Below are 16,468 nucleotides of genomic sequence, written 5' to 3'. Positions count from 1 at the left end.
GTCCGCACCGAGACACCCGCCGCACGCCGGTGTCTCGGTGCGGATCCGGTGTCTCGGCGGGTGGTGGCGGGCCACCGAGAGAGGATGCCGACATGGCACTCCTCATGGGCGTCGACTCGTCGACGCAGTCCTGCAAGGTCGTCATCGTCGATGCGGAGACGGGAGCCGTGGTCCGTTCGGGGCGCGCGGCGCACCCCGACGGCACGAGCGTCGATCCCGAGGCGTGGTGGGTCGCGCTGCAGGAGGCGATCGCGGATGCCGGGGGCATCGCCGACGTCGCCGCCTGGGCGATCGGCGGGCAGCAGCACGGCATGGTCGCGCTCGATGCGCGCGGCGCGGTCGTGCGCGACGCGCTGCTGTGGAACGACACCCGCTCGGCGGGGGCGGCGGCGGATCTGATCACGCAGTTCGGCGCCGACGAGCTGGCGCGACGCACCGGACTCGTGCCCGTGGCCTCCTTCACCGTCACCAAGCTCCGGTGGCTGCGCGACTCCGAACCCGACCACGCCGCGGCCGTGGCCGCCGTCGCCTTGCCGCACGACTGGCTGACCTGGCGCCTGCGCGGGTTCGGGCCGGTGGCTGAGGGCACCGCGGCGTTCGACGAGCTGATCACCGACCGTTCCGACGCCTCCGGCACGGGCTACTGGAACCCCGCGACAGGCGCCTACGATCGCGATCTGCTCGTCGCCGCGCTCGGCCACGACGCCGCGCTGCCGCGGGTGCTCGGCCCTCTCGAGTCGGTCACGGATGCCGACGGCCGCCGCGTCGGCGCGGGCGCGGGCGACAACGCGGCGGCGGCGTTCGGGGTGGGCGCGACGGTCGGCGACGTCGTCGTCTCGATCGGGACCAGCGGCACCGTGTTCGCGGTCAGTGCGGAGCGCACGATCGACCCCACCGGCACCGTCGCGGGCTTCGCGGATGCCGACGGCCACTTCCTCCCGCTGGTGGCGACGCTCAACGCCGCACGCGTGCTGGACGTGACCGCCCGGCTGCTCGCCGTCGACCACGGGGAGCTCAGCCGGCTCGCGCTGGCCGCGGCATCCGGCGCCGGGGGGCTGTGCCTGCTGCCCTACTTCGAGGGGGAGCGCACTCCCAACCTGCCCGATGCGACCGCGGAGCTGACGGGGATGACGCTCGCCTCCACCACCCGCGAGAACCTCGCCCGCGCCGCCGTCGAGGGCATGCTGCGAGGACTCGCGGCCGGCCTGAATGCCATCCGCGGGCTCGGTGTGCCGATCGAACGGGCGCTGCTGGTCGGCGGCGGCGCGCAGTCCGAGGCGGTGCGGCGCATCGCCCCCGACGTCCTCGGCGTGCCGGTGGACGTGCCCGCGGCGGGCGAGTACGTCGCGCTCGGGGCCGCTCGCCAGGCGGCCCGCAACCTCGCCGCCTGACGGCATCCCGCACCGCCGGCGTCCTGCAGCCAGCGAGAAACCATCCCGGCCGCGAGACATCACGTCTGCACGTGTTTCTCGCTCCGAGGCTGGTTTCTCGCGGGGTGCCGCGGCGTATAGCAACTCCGCGCGCCCGCGTCCAGACCCACCGTCCCACACCCCGACGAGTGGGTCCGAGGCCTAGGCTGAACTCGTCACGGGATGGTCTCGTCACGGTTCGAGCGTGTGGCAACGGTGTCACCGAACGATGTCATCGCACAGGGAGTCGCACATGCAGGCATGGCCAGGATCCGCGTACCCGCTCGGGGCGACGTTCGACGGCAGTGGAACGAACTTCGCGCTGTTCAGCGAGGGTGCCGAGCGCGTCGAGCTGTGTCTGTTCGGCGACCGCGGCAAGGAGACGCGCATCGAGATGCGCGACGTCGATGCGTTCGTGTGGCACGTGTATCTGCCCACGGTGCAGCCGGGCCAGCGATACGGCTATCGCGTGCACGGGCCGAATGATCCCGCCAACGGGCATCGGTTCAACCCCAACAAGCTGCTGCTCGACCCCTACGCGAAGGCGGTCGAAGGGCAGGTCCACTGGGGGCAGTCGGTGTTCGGCTACGACTTCGGCGACCCCGACTCCCGCAACGACGAGGACTCGGCCGCGGCCATGATGAAGGGCGTCGTCGTCAACCCCTTCTTCGACTGGGCGGGCGACCGGCTGCCGAAGACCCCGTATGCCGAGACCGTCATCTACGAGGCCCACGTCAAGGGGCTGACGCAGCTGCATCCCGAGATCCCCGAGGAGATCCGCGGCACCTACAGCGCGATCGCGCATCCCGCCGTCATCGAGCACCTCAAGCACATCGGCGTGACCGCGATCGAGCTCATGCCGGTGCACCAGTTCGTCAACGACTCCACCCTGCAGGAGAAGGGTCTCAGCAACTACTGGGGCTACAACACGATCGCCTTCCTCGCGCCGCAGAACACCTACTCCTCGAGCGGTCAGCGCGGTCAGCAGGTGCAGGAGTTCAAGAGCATGGTGAAAGCCCTGCACGCCGCGGGCATCGAGGTCATCCTCGACGTGGTCTACAACCACACCGCGGAGGGCAACCACATGGGACCGACGTTGTCGATGCGCGGCATCGACAACGAGGCCTACTACCGGCTCGAAGCCGACGACAAGCGGTACTACACCGACTACACCGGCACCGGCAACAGCATGAACGTCGGCAACCCGCACACCCTCCAGCTGATCATGGACTCCCTGCGCTACTGGGTGCTGGAGATGCACGTCGACGGCTTCCGGTTCGATCTGGCGGCGACCCTCGCCCGCGAGTTCTACGAGGTCGATCGACTCGCGGCCTTCTTCGAGATCGTGCAGCAGGATCCGGTGATCTCGCAGGTCAAGCTCATCGCCGAACCCTGGGACATCGGCCCCGGTGGCTACCAAGTGGGCAACTTCCCGCCGCAGTGGACGGAGTGGAACGGCAAGTACCGCGACACCGTCCGCGACCTGTGGCGCGGCGAGCCGGCGACGCTGGGCGAGTTCGCGTCGCGGCTGACGGGCTCGGCAGACCTGTACGAGAACTCGGGGCGTCGACCGGTCGCCTCCATCAACTTCGTCACCGCGCACGACGGCTTCACGCTCCGCGACCTCGTCTCGTACAACGAGAAGCACAACGAGGCCAACGGTGAGGACAACAACGACGGCGAATCGCACAACCGCTCGTGGAACTGCGGTGTGGAAGGCCCCACTGACGACCAGGGCGTCCTGATGCTGCGCGCGCGCCAGCAGCGCAACTTCCTTGCCACGCTGCTGCTCAGCCAGGGCGTGCCGATGATCTCGCACGGCGATGAGCTGGGCCGCACGCAGCGCGGCAACAACAACGGGTACGCGCAGGACAACGACATCACCTGGATCGACTGGAACCACGTCGACCAGCCGCTCGTGGAGTTCACGGCCGCCCTCGCCCGGTTGCGCCGCGAGCATCCGACGTTCCGGCGCAGCCGCTTCTTCGACGGCCGGCCCGTCCGCCGCGAGGAGGGTGCGCCGCTGCCCGACATCGCGTGGCTGCGCCCCGACGGCACCGAGATGCAGCCCGAGGACTGGGAGTCCGGCTTCGGCCGCGCCGTCGGGGTGTTCCTCAACGGCGACGGCATCCGGGAGCGCGACCGCCGCGGCGAGCAGATCGTCGATCGCCACTTCTTCATCCTGTTCAACGCGGGTGATGAAGGGCTCTCGTTCACGATCCCCCGCGCGGAGTTCAGCCCGCAGTGGGAGATCGTCGTCGACACCACGGGCCAGCTCACCGACACCGAGTCGCGCCGCGGAGGCGAAGCCGTCGAGCTGGCGGGTCGCTCGCTCATCGTCCTGCGCGACTATCAGGAGCAGAAGCCCGACGTCGACCACTCCGTCGCCGCGTCGCTGGCGGCGCTGACGGTGCCGATCGACATCGTGCGCTCGCCGGCCCCGCAGCCCGAGCTGCCGCACTGACCGTGGCCGACGACCCGCGCAGCGCGCCCGCCTCGACCTACCGCCTGCAGGTGCGCGCGTCGTTCGACCTGGATGCCGCCGCCGCCGTCACCGGCTACCTGCACGATCTCGGCGTCGATTGGGCCTACCTGTCGCCGATCCTGCAGGCGGCCTCCGGCTCCGACCACGGCTACGACGTGGTGGACCCCACGCGGGTGGACGCCGACCGGGGCGGCCCGGGCGGGCTGTCGCGGTTCGTCGCCGCGGCACGGGACGCGGGTCTCGGCATCCTCGTGGACATCGTGCCGAACCATCAGGGCGTCGCCGATCCGACCGAGAACCCGTGGTGGTGGGACGTCCTGACCCACGGACGGGCGTCACGACACGCGCACGCGTTCGATATCGATTGGGAGCACGGCGCCGAGCGCGTCGTGCTGCCCGTGCTGGGTGGCACCCTCGACGAGGTGCTCGGTCGCGGCGAGATCGAGGTCGCACCCCCGGAGGGCGACGACGACGGTTTCGGCACGGTGCGCTACTACGACCTCGTGCTGCCGCTGGCGCCGGGCACCGCGCCGCTGCGCGCGACGACCGACCGCCTCGCGGTGCGCGACGTGCTGGAGCGCCAGCACTGGCGGGTGACGTCGTGGCGGCGGGATGCCGAGGAGCTGAACTACCGTCGCTTCTTCACGGTGACCTCGCTCGCGGGGGTGCGGGTCGAGCTGCCCGAGGTCTTCGCCGCGTCGCACGGGGAGATCCTCCGATGGGTGCGCGAGGGGCTCGTCGACGGTCTGCGCATCGACCATCCCGACGGCCTGGCCGATCCGGGCGGCTACCTCGACGCACTCGCGGCCGCGGTCGTGGAGGCCCGCGGCGCCGCGTCGACCCCCGCCTTTCCCGTCTACGTGGAGAAGATCCTCGAGCCGGGGGAGGAGTTGCCCGGCTGGTGGGCCACCGACGGCACCACCGGCTACGACGCCCTCGGCGAGATCGACCGGGTGCTCGTCGACCCGGCCGGCGCGCCGGCGCTGACCGCGCTCGACGAGCGCCTGCGCGGCGGGCCCGTGGACTGGCACGACATGATCGCCGGCACCAAGCGCGAGATCGCCGACACCTCGCAGGCCGCCGAGGTTGGTCGCCTCATCCGCTGCCTGCCGGACGCCGTGCGCGCCGACCTGGGCGACGACCGTGCCCGTGACGCGTTCGCCGAGCTGCTCGCCGCCTTCCCCGTCTACCGCGCGTACCTTCCGGCCGGCCGCGAGCTGCTGGCGGATGCCGTGGCCACGGCATCCGCGCGCCGGCCCGACCTCGCCGACGCCTTCGTCGTGCTGGCGGAGCTCGTCGCCGATGCGGACGCCGAGCTGTCGCGGCGCTTCATGCAGACCACCGGCCCGGTGACCGCCAAGGGCGTCGAGGATCGTGCGTTCTACCGGTATACGCGGCTGAGCTCGCTCACCGAGGTGGGCGGCGACCCGTCGTGGTTCGCGCTCGACGTCCCCGGGTTCCACGCGGCGTTCACGCGTCGCCAGGGGTCGTGGCCGCACGCCCTCACGGCGCTGACGACGCACGACACCAAGCGCTCCGAGGACGTGCGGGCGCGCCTGTCGGTGCTCGCGGAGATCCCCGACCGCTGGGCGGCGGCGCTGGACGCGCTGCGTGCGACGGCATCCACCGGGGACGGCCCCCTCGATGCGCTCCTGTGGCAGGCGGTGATCGGTGCATGGTCGGACGATCCGGCCCTCCCCGAGCGGCTGCACGAGTACGCCGAGAAGGCCGCGCGTGAGGGCGACGTCGGCACGAGCTGGACCGATCCCGATGAGGCGTTCGAAGCGCGCGTCCACGGACTCGTCGACGCCGCGTTCGATGCCGCGCGGCCGACGGTCGAGGCGCTCGTCGCCGACGTCGTGGATGCCGGCCGCTCGAACTCCCTGTCGGCGAAGCTGCTGCAGTTGGCCGGACCCGGCGTGCCGGACGTCTACCAGGGCACGGAGCTGTGGGACCTCTCGCTCGTCGACCCCGACAACCGGCGCCCCGTCGATGTCGCCGGGCGCCGCGCGCTGCTCGCACGGCTCGACGACGGATGGATGCCGTCGGTCGACGACACCGGCGCCGCCAAGCTCCTCGTCGTGTCGCGGACCCTGCGGCTGCGCCGTGCCCGGCCCGACCTGTTCACGCGGTACACGCCGCTGCCCGTCGTCGGCGCGGCATCCGCGCACGCCGTCGCGTTCGACCGGGGCGGTGCGATCGCGGTGGCGACGCGTCTGCCCGTCGGGCTCGCCGCGCGCGGCGGCTGGGGCGACACCGCGGTGCTGCTGCCCACGGGACGCTGGCGCGATGCGTTCACCGGACGCGAGCTCGCCGGCGGGGCCGCGCCCCTGGCCGTCGTTCTCGCCGACCTGCCGGTCGCGCTGCTGGTCGCGGCCGACTGACCGCTCGGCGCGGGCGGGGTCGGGGCGTTTCGACTCGCGGCTGCGCCGCTCGCTCAACGACCGGGATGCGCCGCCCTTTCCACCCCGGTCGTTGAGCGAGCGCAGCGAGTCGAAACGCGGTGCGTATGACGTTTCGTGACGATCGCTTACGTCACGTGACCGACGGCTGGTCCCGCCGGGTGCAGCCGTGGTGGGGTGGATCATCCCGCTCACCGCAGCGCCGCCCGGCGCACACCAGGAGACCACCATGTCCCGACTCACCCGCACGACCCTCGTCGTGGCATCCACCCTCGCCGCGGTCGCCCTCCTCGCCGGTTGCGCCTCCGGCAGTGCCGCCCCCGCCGCCTCCGCCGGAGGCGAGCCGAAGACGGGCGGCACCCTCACCTACCTCGAGCCGCAGACCTGGACGACCCTGTACCCGCCGTCCGCGGGCTTCTACCCCAACGGCGGCATCGTCAACAACGTGACCGACCGGCTGCTCTACCAGAACCCCGAGACGCTCGAGCTCGAGCCGTGGATCGCCACCGACTACAAGGTCAACGACGACGCCACCGAGTACACGTTCGACCTGCGCACCGACGTCACCTACTCCGACGGCACCCCGCTGACCGCCGCCAACGTCGTGAAGAACATCGACCTCTACGGCAAGGGTGACAAGGCTCGGGCGCTTCCGGTGTCGGAGGCGATCAACAACTACGACCACGGCGAGGTGACCGGCGACCACACGGTGGTGTTCCACTTCACCGCGCCGTCGCCCGGCTTCGCGCAGGCCGTCTCGACCATCAACTCGGGCCTGCTGTCGGATGCGACCCTCGACCGCACGAGCGAGCAGTTCGGACCGGGCAACGCCACCAAGATCATCGGCAGCGGCCCGTTCGTCATCTCCGACGAGCAGATCGGCACGCAGACCAGCGTCACCGCGCGCAAGGACTACAACTGGGCGCCGCCGTCGCTGAAGCATCAGGGCGCCGCCTACCTCGCGGGCGTCAACTACGTCGTCGCGGCCGAGAACAGCGTGCGCGTCGGCACCGTCGTCGCAGGCCAAGCCGACATCGCGCGCAACATCCCCGCCCCCGACGAGGCGCAGTTCGCCGCTGGAGCCCTCTCGCTGCACGCCGCCGCCACCAACGGCGTCAACAACGGCCTGAGCTTCCGCTTCCGTGAGCCGCGTCTGGCCGACGTGCGTGTGCGTCAGGCGATCATCGCCGGCATCGACCGGCAGAAGATCGTCGACACCCTGTTCACGAAGAACTACCCGCTGGCCACCGGCGCGCTCGCCAAGACCGCCCTCGGCTACGTCGACACCTCCTCGTCCTACACGTACGACCCGGCCAAGGCCGCGTCGCTGCTGGATGCCGCGGGGTGGACCCTCGGATCCGACGGCATCCGTGCCAAGGACGGCGAGAAGCTCACGCTGAGCTTCAACGAGGCGCTGCCGCAGCCGCGCTCGAAGGAGGTCGTCACCCTCATCCAGGAGCAGCTGGGCAAGCTCGGCATCCAGGTGTCGTTGTTCGCCGGCGACATGGCCGCGCAGACCAAGGCGTCCACCGACCAGAGCGTCATCCAGGTGTACCACTCCATGGTCGGCCGCGCGGACTTCGATGTGCTGAAGTCGCAGTACTTCTCGAAGAACCGCAACACGCTGCTCAACCTGAACCCCACGGACGGCAGCATCGGCGACCCGCAGCTCGACACGCTCCTGCAGGCGATCGCGTCCGAGCCCACGACGGCCCAGCGTCAGGCGGCATCCGCGGCGGCGCAGACCTACCTCGCCGAGAACGCCTACATCCTGCCGATCTTCGAGGAACCGCAGGTCTTCGGCCTGACGGCCAAGGTCCAGGGCTTCGAGACCGAGTCGGTCGGACGCCCGACCTTCTCCTCGACCTGGCTCGCGGGCTGAGTCGGGAGATCCGGGAATCCATGACGTACGTCCTTCGTCGTGTGGGCCAGGCGGTGCTCGTGCTCGCTCTGGCCTACACGGCGGCCTACCTGCTGCTGGCCGCGCTCCCCGGTGACGCCGTCATCGCCCGGTACGGGAGCCCCGAGCTGGGGCTCACCCCCGAGCAGATCGAGGCGATCCGCCAGTCGCTGGGTGCCGATCAGCCGCTCGTCGTCCAGTACGTCCGCTCGATCGCGGGCTTCCTCACGGGCGACTTCGGCTATTCGGTGGCCAGCGGCGCGGCCGTCTCCGACCTCATCGCGACGGCGTTGCCGCCCACCCTGACCCTGGCGGTGCTCGGTCTCGCATTGGCGGTGTTCCTCGCGGTCACGATCGCCTTCACCGCGACGTACGGTGCGGGTCGCGGGCTGCGTCGGGTGTTCCGCGGCATCCCGCCCCTGTTCGTCTCCCTGCCGGTGTTCTGGATCGGCATCATCCTGATCCAGGTGTTCTCGTTCCGGCTCGGGCTCGTGCCCGTCATCGGGGCCAACCCCGTGCAGGCGCTCATCCTGCCGGTGATCACCCTGGCGACCCCGATCGCGGCGCCCCTCTCACAGGTGCTGATGCGTTCGATCGACGAGGTGCGCGAGCAGCCGTTCGTCGCCGTCGTGCGTGCGCGCGGGGCGAGCACGCCGTGGCTGCTGTGGCGAAACGTCGCCCGCAACGCGCTGCTGCCGACCCTGACGATGGCGGGACTGCTCTTCGGCGAGCTCGTGGGCGGTGCGGTCGTGACCGAGACGGTCTTCGCCCGTGCCGGCATCGGCCAGCTCACGGCGCAGGCGGTCGCCAACCGCGACACCCCGGTGCTGCTCGCCGTCGTCGTGATCTCCACCGTCGCCTTCGTCGTCATCAATCTTATCGTCGACCTGCTGTACCCCGTGCTCGACGCGAGGCTGCGCACCTCCGGGCCCACCCGCGGGTCGGTCGCGGCACCGCGCGAAGATGCCGCCGACCGCGCCGTCGACGAGCTCGTGGATGCCGAGGTCGGTGCCACCGTGGCGGCCGCCGCCTCCCGAGGAGGGAACCGATGACCGCCCTGGCCACCACCGCTGGACTCGCCGGCGACACCGCACCCGGCGACCCGGGCCCCGGCGCCCCCGCTCCCGACCGGCGCCTGCGCTGGCGGAGCCTCGTCTCGCGCGTCGGGTTCGTCCTGCCGGCGCTCGTGATCCTCGTCGCCCTGCTGTGGGCGCTGTTCCCGGGCCTGTTCACGGCCCAGAACCCCACCGAGACGGTCGCGCCCGCGCTGCAGGCGCCCAGCGCCGAGCACTGGTTCGGCACCGACGCCACCGGCCGCGATCTCTACGCCCGTGTCGTCTACGGCGCCTCGCAGTCGATCATCGGCGCGCTCGTCGCCGTGCTCGTCGGCCTCGTCGTGGGCACCGCCATCGGCCTCGCGGCCGGAGCGCTCGGCGGCGCCGTCGACGAGGTGCTCATGCGCGTCGTCGACGTGCTGCTCGCGATCCCCGCACTGCTGCTGTCGCTGAGCGTCGTGATCCTGTTGGGCTTCGGCACCACGAGCGCCGCCGTCGCGGTCGGGGTCACCTCGATCGCGGTGTTCGCGCGCCTGGCGCGCTCGCGCGTCGTGAGCGTTCGGGTCACCGACTTCGTCGAGGCGGCCTACGGCTCGGGCGGCACGTTCTTCGGCGTGCTGTGGCGCCACATCCTGCCCAACTCGCTCACTCCGGTGATCGCGCTGGCGGCGCTGCAGTTCGGCTCGGCGATCCTGCAGATCTCCACCCTCGGCTTCCTCGGCTACGGCGCCCCGCCGCCCACGCCCGAGTGGGGCCTGCTGATCGCCGAGGGACGCAACTACGTCGCCACCGCCTGGTGGCTCACGGTGCTGCCCGGCCTGATCGTCGTGTTCGTCGTGCTGGCGACCAACCGCCTCAGCCAGGCCCTTCGAGGAGGGGATGCCGCATGAGCGCGCAGCCGCTGCTGTCCATCCGCGACCTCGCCGTGCAGTACCGCACGCGTCGCGGTGCCGTCGAGGCCGTCCGCGGGGTCTCGTTCGACGTCGAGGCGGGGTCGGTCACGGCTCTGGTGGGCGAGTCCGGTTCGGGCAAGACGACCGTCGCCCAGTCGGTCATCGGCCTGCTCGCCGCCAACGGCCGCGTCTCCGGCGGCAGCATCCGACTGTCCGAGCGCACCGACGGGCCGACCGAGCTCGTCGGTCTCGGCGAGCGCCGCTGGCGGCATCTGCGCGGACGCTGCATCGCGCTCATCCCGCAGGACCCGGGCAACTCGCTCAACCCGGTGGCCACCATCGGCTGGAGCGTCGGCGAAGCCCTCCGCATCCACGGGTGGAAGGACCGCGCCAAGATCCAGGCGCGCGTCATCGACCTGCTCGAACGCGTCGGCATCGACGACCCCGAGGCTCGCGCACGTCAGTATCCGCACGAGCTGTCCGGGGGTATGCGCCAGCGGGTGCTGATCGCGGCGGCGCTCGCGCTGCAGCCCGAGCTGATCATCGCCGACGAGCCCACGAGCGCGCTCGACGTGACGGTGCAGCGGACCGTCCTGGACCTTCTCGACGAGCTGCGCGCCGAGACGGGCACCGGCATCCTCTTCATCACGCACGACCTCGCCGTCGCCGCAGACCGCTCCGACGCGCTCGTCGTGATGCAGGGTGGCCGCGTGCAGGAAGCGGGGCCTACGGCTGAGGTCCTGCCGGCGCCGACGTCGGACTACACCCGCACGCTCCTCGCCGACGCACCCTCACTCGCCCGCGTCGTCGAGCGCACGGCGCCGGATGCTGCCGCCCTCGCCGACACCCTCGTCGAGGTCTCCGGGCTCACGCAGGAGTTCCGCCGCGCGGGACGCTCGCCGCTGGTCGCCGTCGACGACGTGTCGTTCACCGTCGCCCGCGGCACGACGCACGCCCTCGTCGGGGAGTCGGGCTCGGGCAAGACGACGACAGGGCGCTCGATCGCGGGCTTCAACAGCCCGACGCGCGGCACGATCCGTGTCGGCGGAACCGAGGTCACCGCGCTCGCCGGCGGACGGGCACGCCGCGCGTTCCACCGCACCACCCAGCTCGTCTACCAGAACCCGTACGCGTCGCTCGATCCGCGCCAGAGCATCGCCGACATCCTCGCCGAGCCCCTTCGCAACTTCGGCATCGGCACCCGCGGCGAGCGGGCCGACCGGGTGGCGCATCACCTCGAGCTCGTCGCCCTCGCGCCCGAGATCGCGTCGCGGCATCCGCGGGAGCTCTCCGGCGGGCAGCGCCAGCGCGTGGCCATCGCGCGTGCGCTGATCGTGGAGCCCGAGCTGGTCGTGCTCGACGAGGCCGTCTCGGCCCTCGACGTCACGGTCCAGGCGCAGATCCTGCGGCTGCTCGCGCGGCTGCAGAGCGAGCTCGGACTGACCTACGTGTTCATCTCGCACGATCTCGCCGTCGTCCGCCAGATCGCCGACACCGTTTCGGTGCTCCGCCGCGGCCGTCAGGTGGAGCACGGCGCGGCCGCCGCGGTCTTCGCCGATCCGCAGCACGCCTACACGCGCGAGCTCCTCGCGGCGATCCCCGGCGCGTCGCTGCGCACAGACTCCGCGTCGAGGGCTGCGGCCTTCACCTCCGCCGGCCCCGTCGTCCCCCGCAAGGAAGAGGTATCCGCATGAGCGGTCCCCGTCTCGGCTTCTTCAGCCGTGTGCTCGAAGAGGCCTCCGCCGCCGATCGCTACCGGTTCGCGATCGAGCAGATCGCTCACGCGGAGCGCCACGGTTTCGCTTCGGCGTGGCTCGCGCAGCACCACTTCGGCGAGCACGAGGGAGGACTGCCGTCGCCGTTCGTGCTGCTGGCCGCCGCGGCGGAACGCACGAGCCGCATCGCGCTGGCCACCGGCGTCGTCACGCTTCCGCTCGATGACCCCCTGCGCGTCGCCGAGGACGCCACCGTGCTCGATCAGCTCAGCGGCGGACGTGTGCAGCTGGGCCTCGCCACCGGCGGCACGCCCTCCTCGTTCGCGGCGTTCGGACGCGAGTCCGACCGTCGCCGCGAGATCTTCGCCGATCACCTGGACGTGCTCCTCGCCGCGCTCGAGGGGCGCGGCATCCGAGGGACCGACTCGCGCATCTATCCCGCCGCGGGCGACCTGTCGGCGCGTATCTGGCAGGCGACGTTCTCGGTCGACGGGGGCCGCCGCGCCGGCGAGCGCGGCGACGGTCTGCTGCTCTCGCGCACCCAGCCCCGTACGCCGGAAGCTCCCGGTGCCCCCCTGCACGAGCTGCAGCTGCCGATCATCGAGACCTACCGCGCCGCCCTGCCCGAGGGGGCGCCGGTCCGCGTGCTCGCGTCGCGAACCGCGCTCGTCGTCGACCCCGAGGATCGCACGCGCGCTCTCGAACTGGCCGGTGACGGCCTCCGCCACCTCGCCCGCACGATGTTCGGCATCGACACCGACGGGGTCGCGCTCGACGAGCTCGTCCGGATCACCGACACCCACGTGGGCACGGTCGACGAGGTCGTCGCATCGCTGTCGGCCGACCGGACGCTGCCGGCCGCCAGCGACGTCTCGTTCCAGGTGCACTCGATCGCAGCCACCCATGAGCTGACCCTCCGCTCCCTCGAGCTGCTGGCCGGCGAGGTCGCCCCCCGCCTCGGCTTCGCCGTCGGAGCGGATGCCGCCGCCGCGCTCCACCACGCCCACCGCCCGCTCGCCCTCGCCGCCCCCTCGGAAGGACTCGCATGAGCACCCCCACCGCCGACATCATCGACCTGCTCGCCGGCATCGCCGCGAACGACCTGCTCGCCGCCGTGCGCGACCAGCGTGCCCAGGCCCGCGAGAACGCGCAGCGCAGCTTCGAGGCGCTGCTCGAGCCGGCCGCGCCCGGCACGTTCGCGCTGGCGGAGCGTTACGCCGTCGCCTCGTTCGTCTCGCAGCTGCACGGCTTCGCCGAGGCGACGGCGTTCTACGGCGACCTTCTCGGCGACGAGGCGCCCGCGCTGATCGCCGTCGTCGCGGATGCCGCGACCGACGCCGCCGCGACCGGTCCGTTCGGCGCGTACCGCGAGCCGAATCTGCAGGACGAGTCGACCGACGGCGTGCGTTGGGCTGCGGATGCCGGGACGGCCGCAGCGCTGGGCCCGCGGCTGTCCGCCGCGTTGGCGCACACGCACCTGCTCGTCTTCCGTCCGCGCGAGGCGCGCGCCGAGGCGCTTCAGGACCTCGTGGATGCCGGGTGGAGCCCCGACGACATCGTGTCGCTGTCGCAGCTCGTCGCCTTCCTGAGCTTCCAACTGCGGGTCGCCTGGGGGCTGCGCGTGCTGGCTGCGGCATCCGCGCCGCTCGCGACCTCCGCCGCGTCCGCCACCGTCCCCGAAGGAGCCTGACATGACCGACGTCGTCACCACCTACGCCGAGCTGGCTCGACCCGACGCGTACACGCAGGAAGGCCTCGGCTGGGTGCCGTGGCTTCTTCCCGTGGCCGAGGATGAGCTCACCGACGCCCAGCGCGACGCGCTCATCGAGCCGGCCCGCGCGAAGATGCCGTACTTCCGGCTGCTCGCCCGCGACCCCGAGGCGCTGCGCGCCCGCACCCTCACCGACCTCGACATCTTCTACAACGTGTCGGGCGGCATCGGCCGCGCCGAACGCGAGCTCGCCGCCGCGGCGACCTCCCGCCACAACGGCTGCGTCTTCTGCGCGTCGGTGCATGCGGCCTCCGCCACGCGCGAGTCGGGCCGGCAGGCCGACGTGCAGCGCCTTCTCGACGAGGGTGTGGAGGCCGACCTCGGCGACGAGACGTGGAACGCGGTGGTCGCGGCATCCGTCGCCCTCGCCGACACCCCGCTCGCGTTCGGCGACGCCGACATCGCACGGCTGCGTGCGGCCGGTCTCGACGACGCCGAGATCGTCGACGTCATCGGCGGCGCGGCTTTCTTCAACTGGGCGAACCGGCTCATGCTGTCGCTCGGCGAGCCCGAGGTTCCCGCCCGCCGCGCATCCACCCGCTAACCCCATACCGAGGACATCATGAGCATCCCCACCCTTCTGGACCACGTCGTCATCGCCGGCCCCGACCTGGCCGCCTTGGTCGACTGGTTCGCCGAGCGCACCGGCGTCGTCGCCGCACCCGGCGGCGCCCACCCTACCGGCACCGCCAACGCGCTCGTCGCCCTCACCGTCGACGGCCGCCGCGGCCCGCAGTACATCGAGCTGATCGGCCCCAACCCCGACCGCCCCGAGCCGGAACTGCCGGAGACCTTCGGCATCGCCACCCTCGACGCGCCCCGCGTGCAGGCCTACGCCGTGCACCCGGCCGACATCGAGGCCACCGTCGCCACGGCGCGCGCGGGCGGCTACGACCCGGGTGACGTCAGCGACCTCTCGCGGCGCACGCCGGACGGAACCCTCCTGGAATGGCGCCTCACCCGTGGCGAGAACCGTCGCCTCGACGTTCCGTTCCTCATCGACTGGGCCACCACGGCGCAGCCGGGGCTCAGCGACATCCCCACGATCGAGCTCGTCTCGCTCGTGCGCACCGAGCCCGACCCGGCGGCGCTGCAGCAGATCCTCGCGGCCTACGGTCTCGGCGACGGCGTCGCGGAGGTCGTGGCGGGCGAGGCGTCGGGGTTCCGTCTGACGCTCCGCCGCGCCGACGGTGAGCTCGTCGAGCTGTGAGCGTCGAGGCGGCGTCGTCGCCGGCCGCGGTTGACGCGGAGATCGCGGCCGCCGTCGAGCGCCTGCGTCCCGAGCTCGCGCGGCTCGCGCGCGAGCTGTACGACCAGCCCGAGATCGGGTTCGAGGAGCATGCGTCCGTCGCGCGCATCGCGGCACTGCTCGCCGCGCACGGTGTGGATGCCGAGGTGGGCGCGTTCGGCCTCGACACCGCCCTGCGGGCGACGGCGGGCGCGGATGCCGCGGCATCCGGCCCGCACTTCGCGATCATCGCGGAGTACGACGCCCTGCCGGGCATCGGTCACGCCTGCGGGCACAACGTCATCGCGGCGGTCGCGGTGGGGGCGTTCCTCGCGGCCGCGCCGCTGGTCGCCGGCCTCGGTGGACGGCTGTCGCTGATCGGCACCCCCGCGGAGGAGAACGGGGGCGGCAAGGAGCTCATCATCCGCGCCGGCGGTTTCGACGATGTGGATGCCGCCGGCATGGTGCACCCCTCGAGCGGATCGGGCACGAGCTCCGTGCTCGGACAGCGCACGACGGGTGTGCGCCGCGTCGCGGTGACGTTCCACGGGCGTGCGGCGCACGCGGCGGGAGCGCCGTGGCTCGGACGCAACGCGCTCGACGCGGTCGTCACCGCCTACCAGAGCGTGGCCCAGCTGCGTCAGCACATCCTGCCGAGCGACCGCCTGCACGGCATCATCACCGACGGAGGCGCCGCGCCGAACATCGTCCCCGAGCGGGCGTCGGCTCTTTTCTACGTGCGATCCGCCGAGGTCGGGCAGCTGCGTGAGCTCACCGATCGCGTCGTCGCCGTTCTCGAGGGAGCCGCGCTCGCCACGGGGACCCGCGCCGAGATCGACGTCGACCCGGTTCCGCCGTACCTGCCGCTGCAGACGAACACGGCGCTGACCGCGCGGTGGACCGAGGCCTTCGCCGCCCGCGGACACGAGATCCCCGCACCGGCCACCCCGCCGCAGGGCGGGCCGTCGACCGACATGGGAAACGTCAGCCGGCTCGTCCCGTCGATCCACCCGTCGCTCGGACTCGGCGGACCCGACGACGTGTTCCCGCACAACGCGGCCTTCGCCGAGCTCACCGTGCTCCCCGCGGCCGTCGACGCCCTGGTGGATGCCGCGGCGGCCCTCGCCGCCACGGCGGTCGCCTACACGACCGACCCACAGTTGCGCGCCGCGGCGGCCGCGGAGTTCGCGGCATCCGGCGGTCCCTCGCGCTGGGAGGACTGACGCGCGTCACCGCCCGCGGAGACCGCCACCACGAACTCCGCAGATCCTGACGAACTCCGCACGCAGACGCGGCATCCGGTGCGGAGTACGTCACATTATGCGGAGTTCGCGGCAGGATGCGAGCGCGTCGATTCCGTCGCACGGGGGATGCCGCGGCAGGAGGTCTTCGCTAGCGTCGAGTCATGGCCGAGTCGAGCGGGCAGCAGCAGAGCTATCTCGGGGTCGCCATCGCCTTCTTCGCGATCGCCGTCTCGATGGGGCTGACGATGCACAACTGGGCGGTCGCGCTGCCGTTCGGCGTGCTCGCCGTCGTCTTCTTCTTCCTCGGACGCCGCCCGACACCCGACGAACACGACGAGGGCAACTCCGACGGCACGTCGTAGGCCG

At 72.1% G+C, this 16,468-nt stretch carries 13 protein-coding genes; all 13 read left to right on the top strand.

The genetic code is table 11. The features are described from left to right. Positions 1–92: 92 nt before the first annotated feature. The 13 genes from BGN98_RS14085 to BGN98_RS14025 all read left to right on the top strand — a co-directional run bounded on the left by BGN98_RS14085 (position 93) and on the right by BGN98_RS14025 (position 16,464). Complete coding sequence (locus BGN98_RS14085) at positions 93–1,391, top strand: FGGY family carbohydrate kinase (RefSeq protein ID WP_288121735.1); 1,299 nt, start codon at positions 93–95, stop codon at positions 1,389–1,391. Positions 1,392–1,662: 271 nt separating this feature from the next. Next, positions 1,663–3,873, top strand: a complete 2,211-nt coding sequence (gene glgX / locus BGN98_RS14080; RefSeq protein ID WP_288121734.1) for a glycogen debranching protein GlgX — start codon at positions 1,663–1,665, stop codon at positions 3,871–3,873. 2 nt (positions 3,874–3,875) lie between these two features. Next, on the top strand, positions 3,876–6,278 hold the full coding sequence (gene treY / locus BGN98_RS14075; protein ID WP_288121733.1) for a malto-oligosyltrehalose synthase: 2,403 nt from the start codon (positions 3,876–3,878) through the stop codon (positions 6,276–6,278). A 247-nt stretch (positions 6,279–6,525) separates the two neighbouring features. Further along, a complete protein-coding gene (locus BGN98_RS14070; RefSeq protein ID WP_288121732.1) occupies positions 6,526–8,178 on the top strand; it encodes a TIGR04028 family ABC transporter substrate-binding protein in 1,653 nt (550 codons plus the stop codon). Positions 8,179–8,198: 20 nt separating this feature from the next. Continuing rightward, a complete protein-coding gene (locus BGN98_RS14065; RefSeq protein ID WP_288121731.1) occupies positions 8,199–9,248 on the top strand; it encodes an ABC transporter permease in 1,050 nt (349 codons plus the stop codon). After that, entirely contained in the window at positions 9,245–10,141 is an 897-nt protein-coding gene (locus BGN98_RS14060) for an ABC transporter permease (protein WP_005050596.1), read from the top strand. Before BGN98_RS14065 ends, BGN98_RS14060 begins: the two co-directional genes overlap by 4 nt. Beyond that, positions 10,138–11,838 carry a dipeptide ABC transporter ATP-binding protein gene (locus BGN98_RS14055; protein ID WP_288121730.1) on the top strand — a complete coding sequence of 567 codons (1,701 nt, stop codon included), beginning with the start codon at positions 10,138–10,140 and terminating at the stop codon, positions 11,836–11,838. The genes BGN98_RS14060 and BGN98_RS14055 overlap by 4 nt, the downstream gene beginning before the upstream one ends. After that, positions 11,835–12,908: a putative FMN-dependent luciferase-like monooxygenase gene (locus BGN98_RS14050; RefSeq protein ID WP_288121729.1), complete on the top strand. Its 1,074-nt coding sequence runs from the start codon at positions 11,835–11,837 to the stop codon at positions 12,906–12,908. The genes BGN98_RS14055 and BGN98_RS14050 overlap by 4 nt, the downstream gene beginning before the upstream one ends. Then, the gene (locus BGN98_RS14045) at positions 12,905–13,549 is read left to right on the top strand and encodes a CMD domain protein (protein ID WP_288121728.1); all 645 of its coding nucleotides are present in this window, start codon (positions 12,905–12,907) and stop codon (positions 13,547–13,549) included. Before BGN98_RS14050 ends, BGN98_RS14045 begins: the two co-directional genes overlap by 4 nt. Position 13,550: 1 nt before the next feature. After that, on the top strand, positions 13,551–14,174 hold the full coding sequence (locus tag BGN98_RS14040; protein WP_061683088.1) for an alkylhydroperoxidase domain protein: 624 nt from the start codon (positions 13,551–13,553) through the stop codon (positions 14,172–14,174). Positions 14,175–14,192: 18 nt separating this feature from the next. Next, entirely contained in the window at positions 14,193–14,840 is a 648-nt protein-coding gene (locus BGN98_RS14035) for a VOC family protein (RefSeq protein WP_288121727.1), read from the top strand. Beyond that, positions 14,837–16,081, top strand: coding sequence for an amidohydrolase (locus tag BGN98_RS14030; protein ID WP_288121726.1), 1,245 nt, complete (start codon positions 14,837–14,839; stop codon positions 16,079–16,081). Before BGN98_RS14035 ends, BGN98_RS14030 begins: the two co-directional genes overlap by 4 nt. A 182-nt stretch (positions 16,082–16,263) precedes the next feature. Continuing rightward, positions 16,264–16,464: a hypothetical protein gene (locus BGN98_RS14025; RefSeq protein WP_036288390.1), complete on the top strand. Its 201-nt coding sequence runs from the start codon at positions 16,264–16,266 to the stop codon at positions 16,462–16,464. The last annotated feature ends 4 nt before the right edge of the window (positions 16,465–16,468 follow it).

This window comes from Microbacterium sp. 69-7 (assembly GCF_001897985.1).
GTDB lineage: Bacteria > Actinomycetota > Actinomycetes > Actinomycetales > Microbacteriaceae > Microbacterium > Microbacterium laevaniformans.
Note: the sequence above shows the minus strand (reverse complement) of the source record. Positions and strands in the feature narration are given on the sequence as shown.

Coding starts and splice junctions, on each gene's coding strand:
- BGN98_RS14085 (WP_288121735.1), top strand. CDS start 93: ATGGCACTCCTCATGGGCGTCGACTCGTCGACGCAGTCCTGCAAGGTC.
- glgX (WP_288121734.1), top strand. CDS start 1,663: ATGCAGGCATGGCCAGGATCCGCGTACCCGCTCGGGGCGACGTTCGAC.
- BGN98_RS14070 (WP_288121732.1), top strand. CDS start 6,526: ATGTCCCGACTCACCCGCACGACCCTCGTCGTGGCATCCACCCTCGCC.
- BGN98_RS14065 (WP_288121731.1), top strand. CDS start 8,199: ATGACGTACGTCCTTCGTCGTGTGGGCCAGGCGGTGCTCGTGCTCGCT.
- BGN98_RS14060 (WP_005050596.1), top strand. CDS start 9,245: ATGACCGCCCTGGCCACCACCGCTGGACTCGCCGGCGACACCGCACCC.
- BGN98_RS14055 (WP_288121730.1), top strand. CDS start 10,138: ATGAGCGCGCAGCCGCTGCTGTCCATCCGCGACCTCGCCGTGCAGTAC.
- BGN98_RS14050 (WP_288121729.1), top strand. CDS start 11,835: ATGAGCGGTCCCCGTCTCGGCTTCTTCAGCCGTGTGCTCGAAGAGGCC.
- BGN98_RS14045 (WP_288121728.1), top strand. CDS start 12,905: ATGAGCACCCCCACCGCCGACATCATCGACCTGCTCGCCGGCATCGCC.
- BGN98_RS14040 (WP_061683088.1), top strand. CDS start 13,551: ATGACCGACGTCGTCACCACCTACGCCGAGCTGGCTCGACCCGACGCG.
- BGN98_RS14035 (WP_288121727.1), top strand. CDS start 14,193: ATGAGCATCCCCACCCTTCTGGACCACGTCGTCATCGCCGGCCCCGAC.
- BGN98_RS14025 (WP_036288390.1), top strand. CDS start 16,264: ATGGCCGAGTCGAGCGGGCAGCAGCAGAGCTATCTCGGGGTCGCCATC.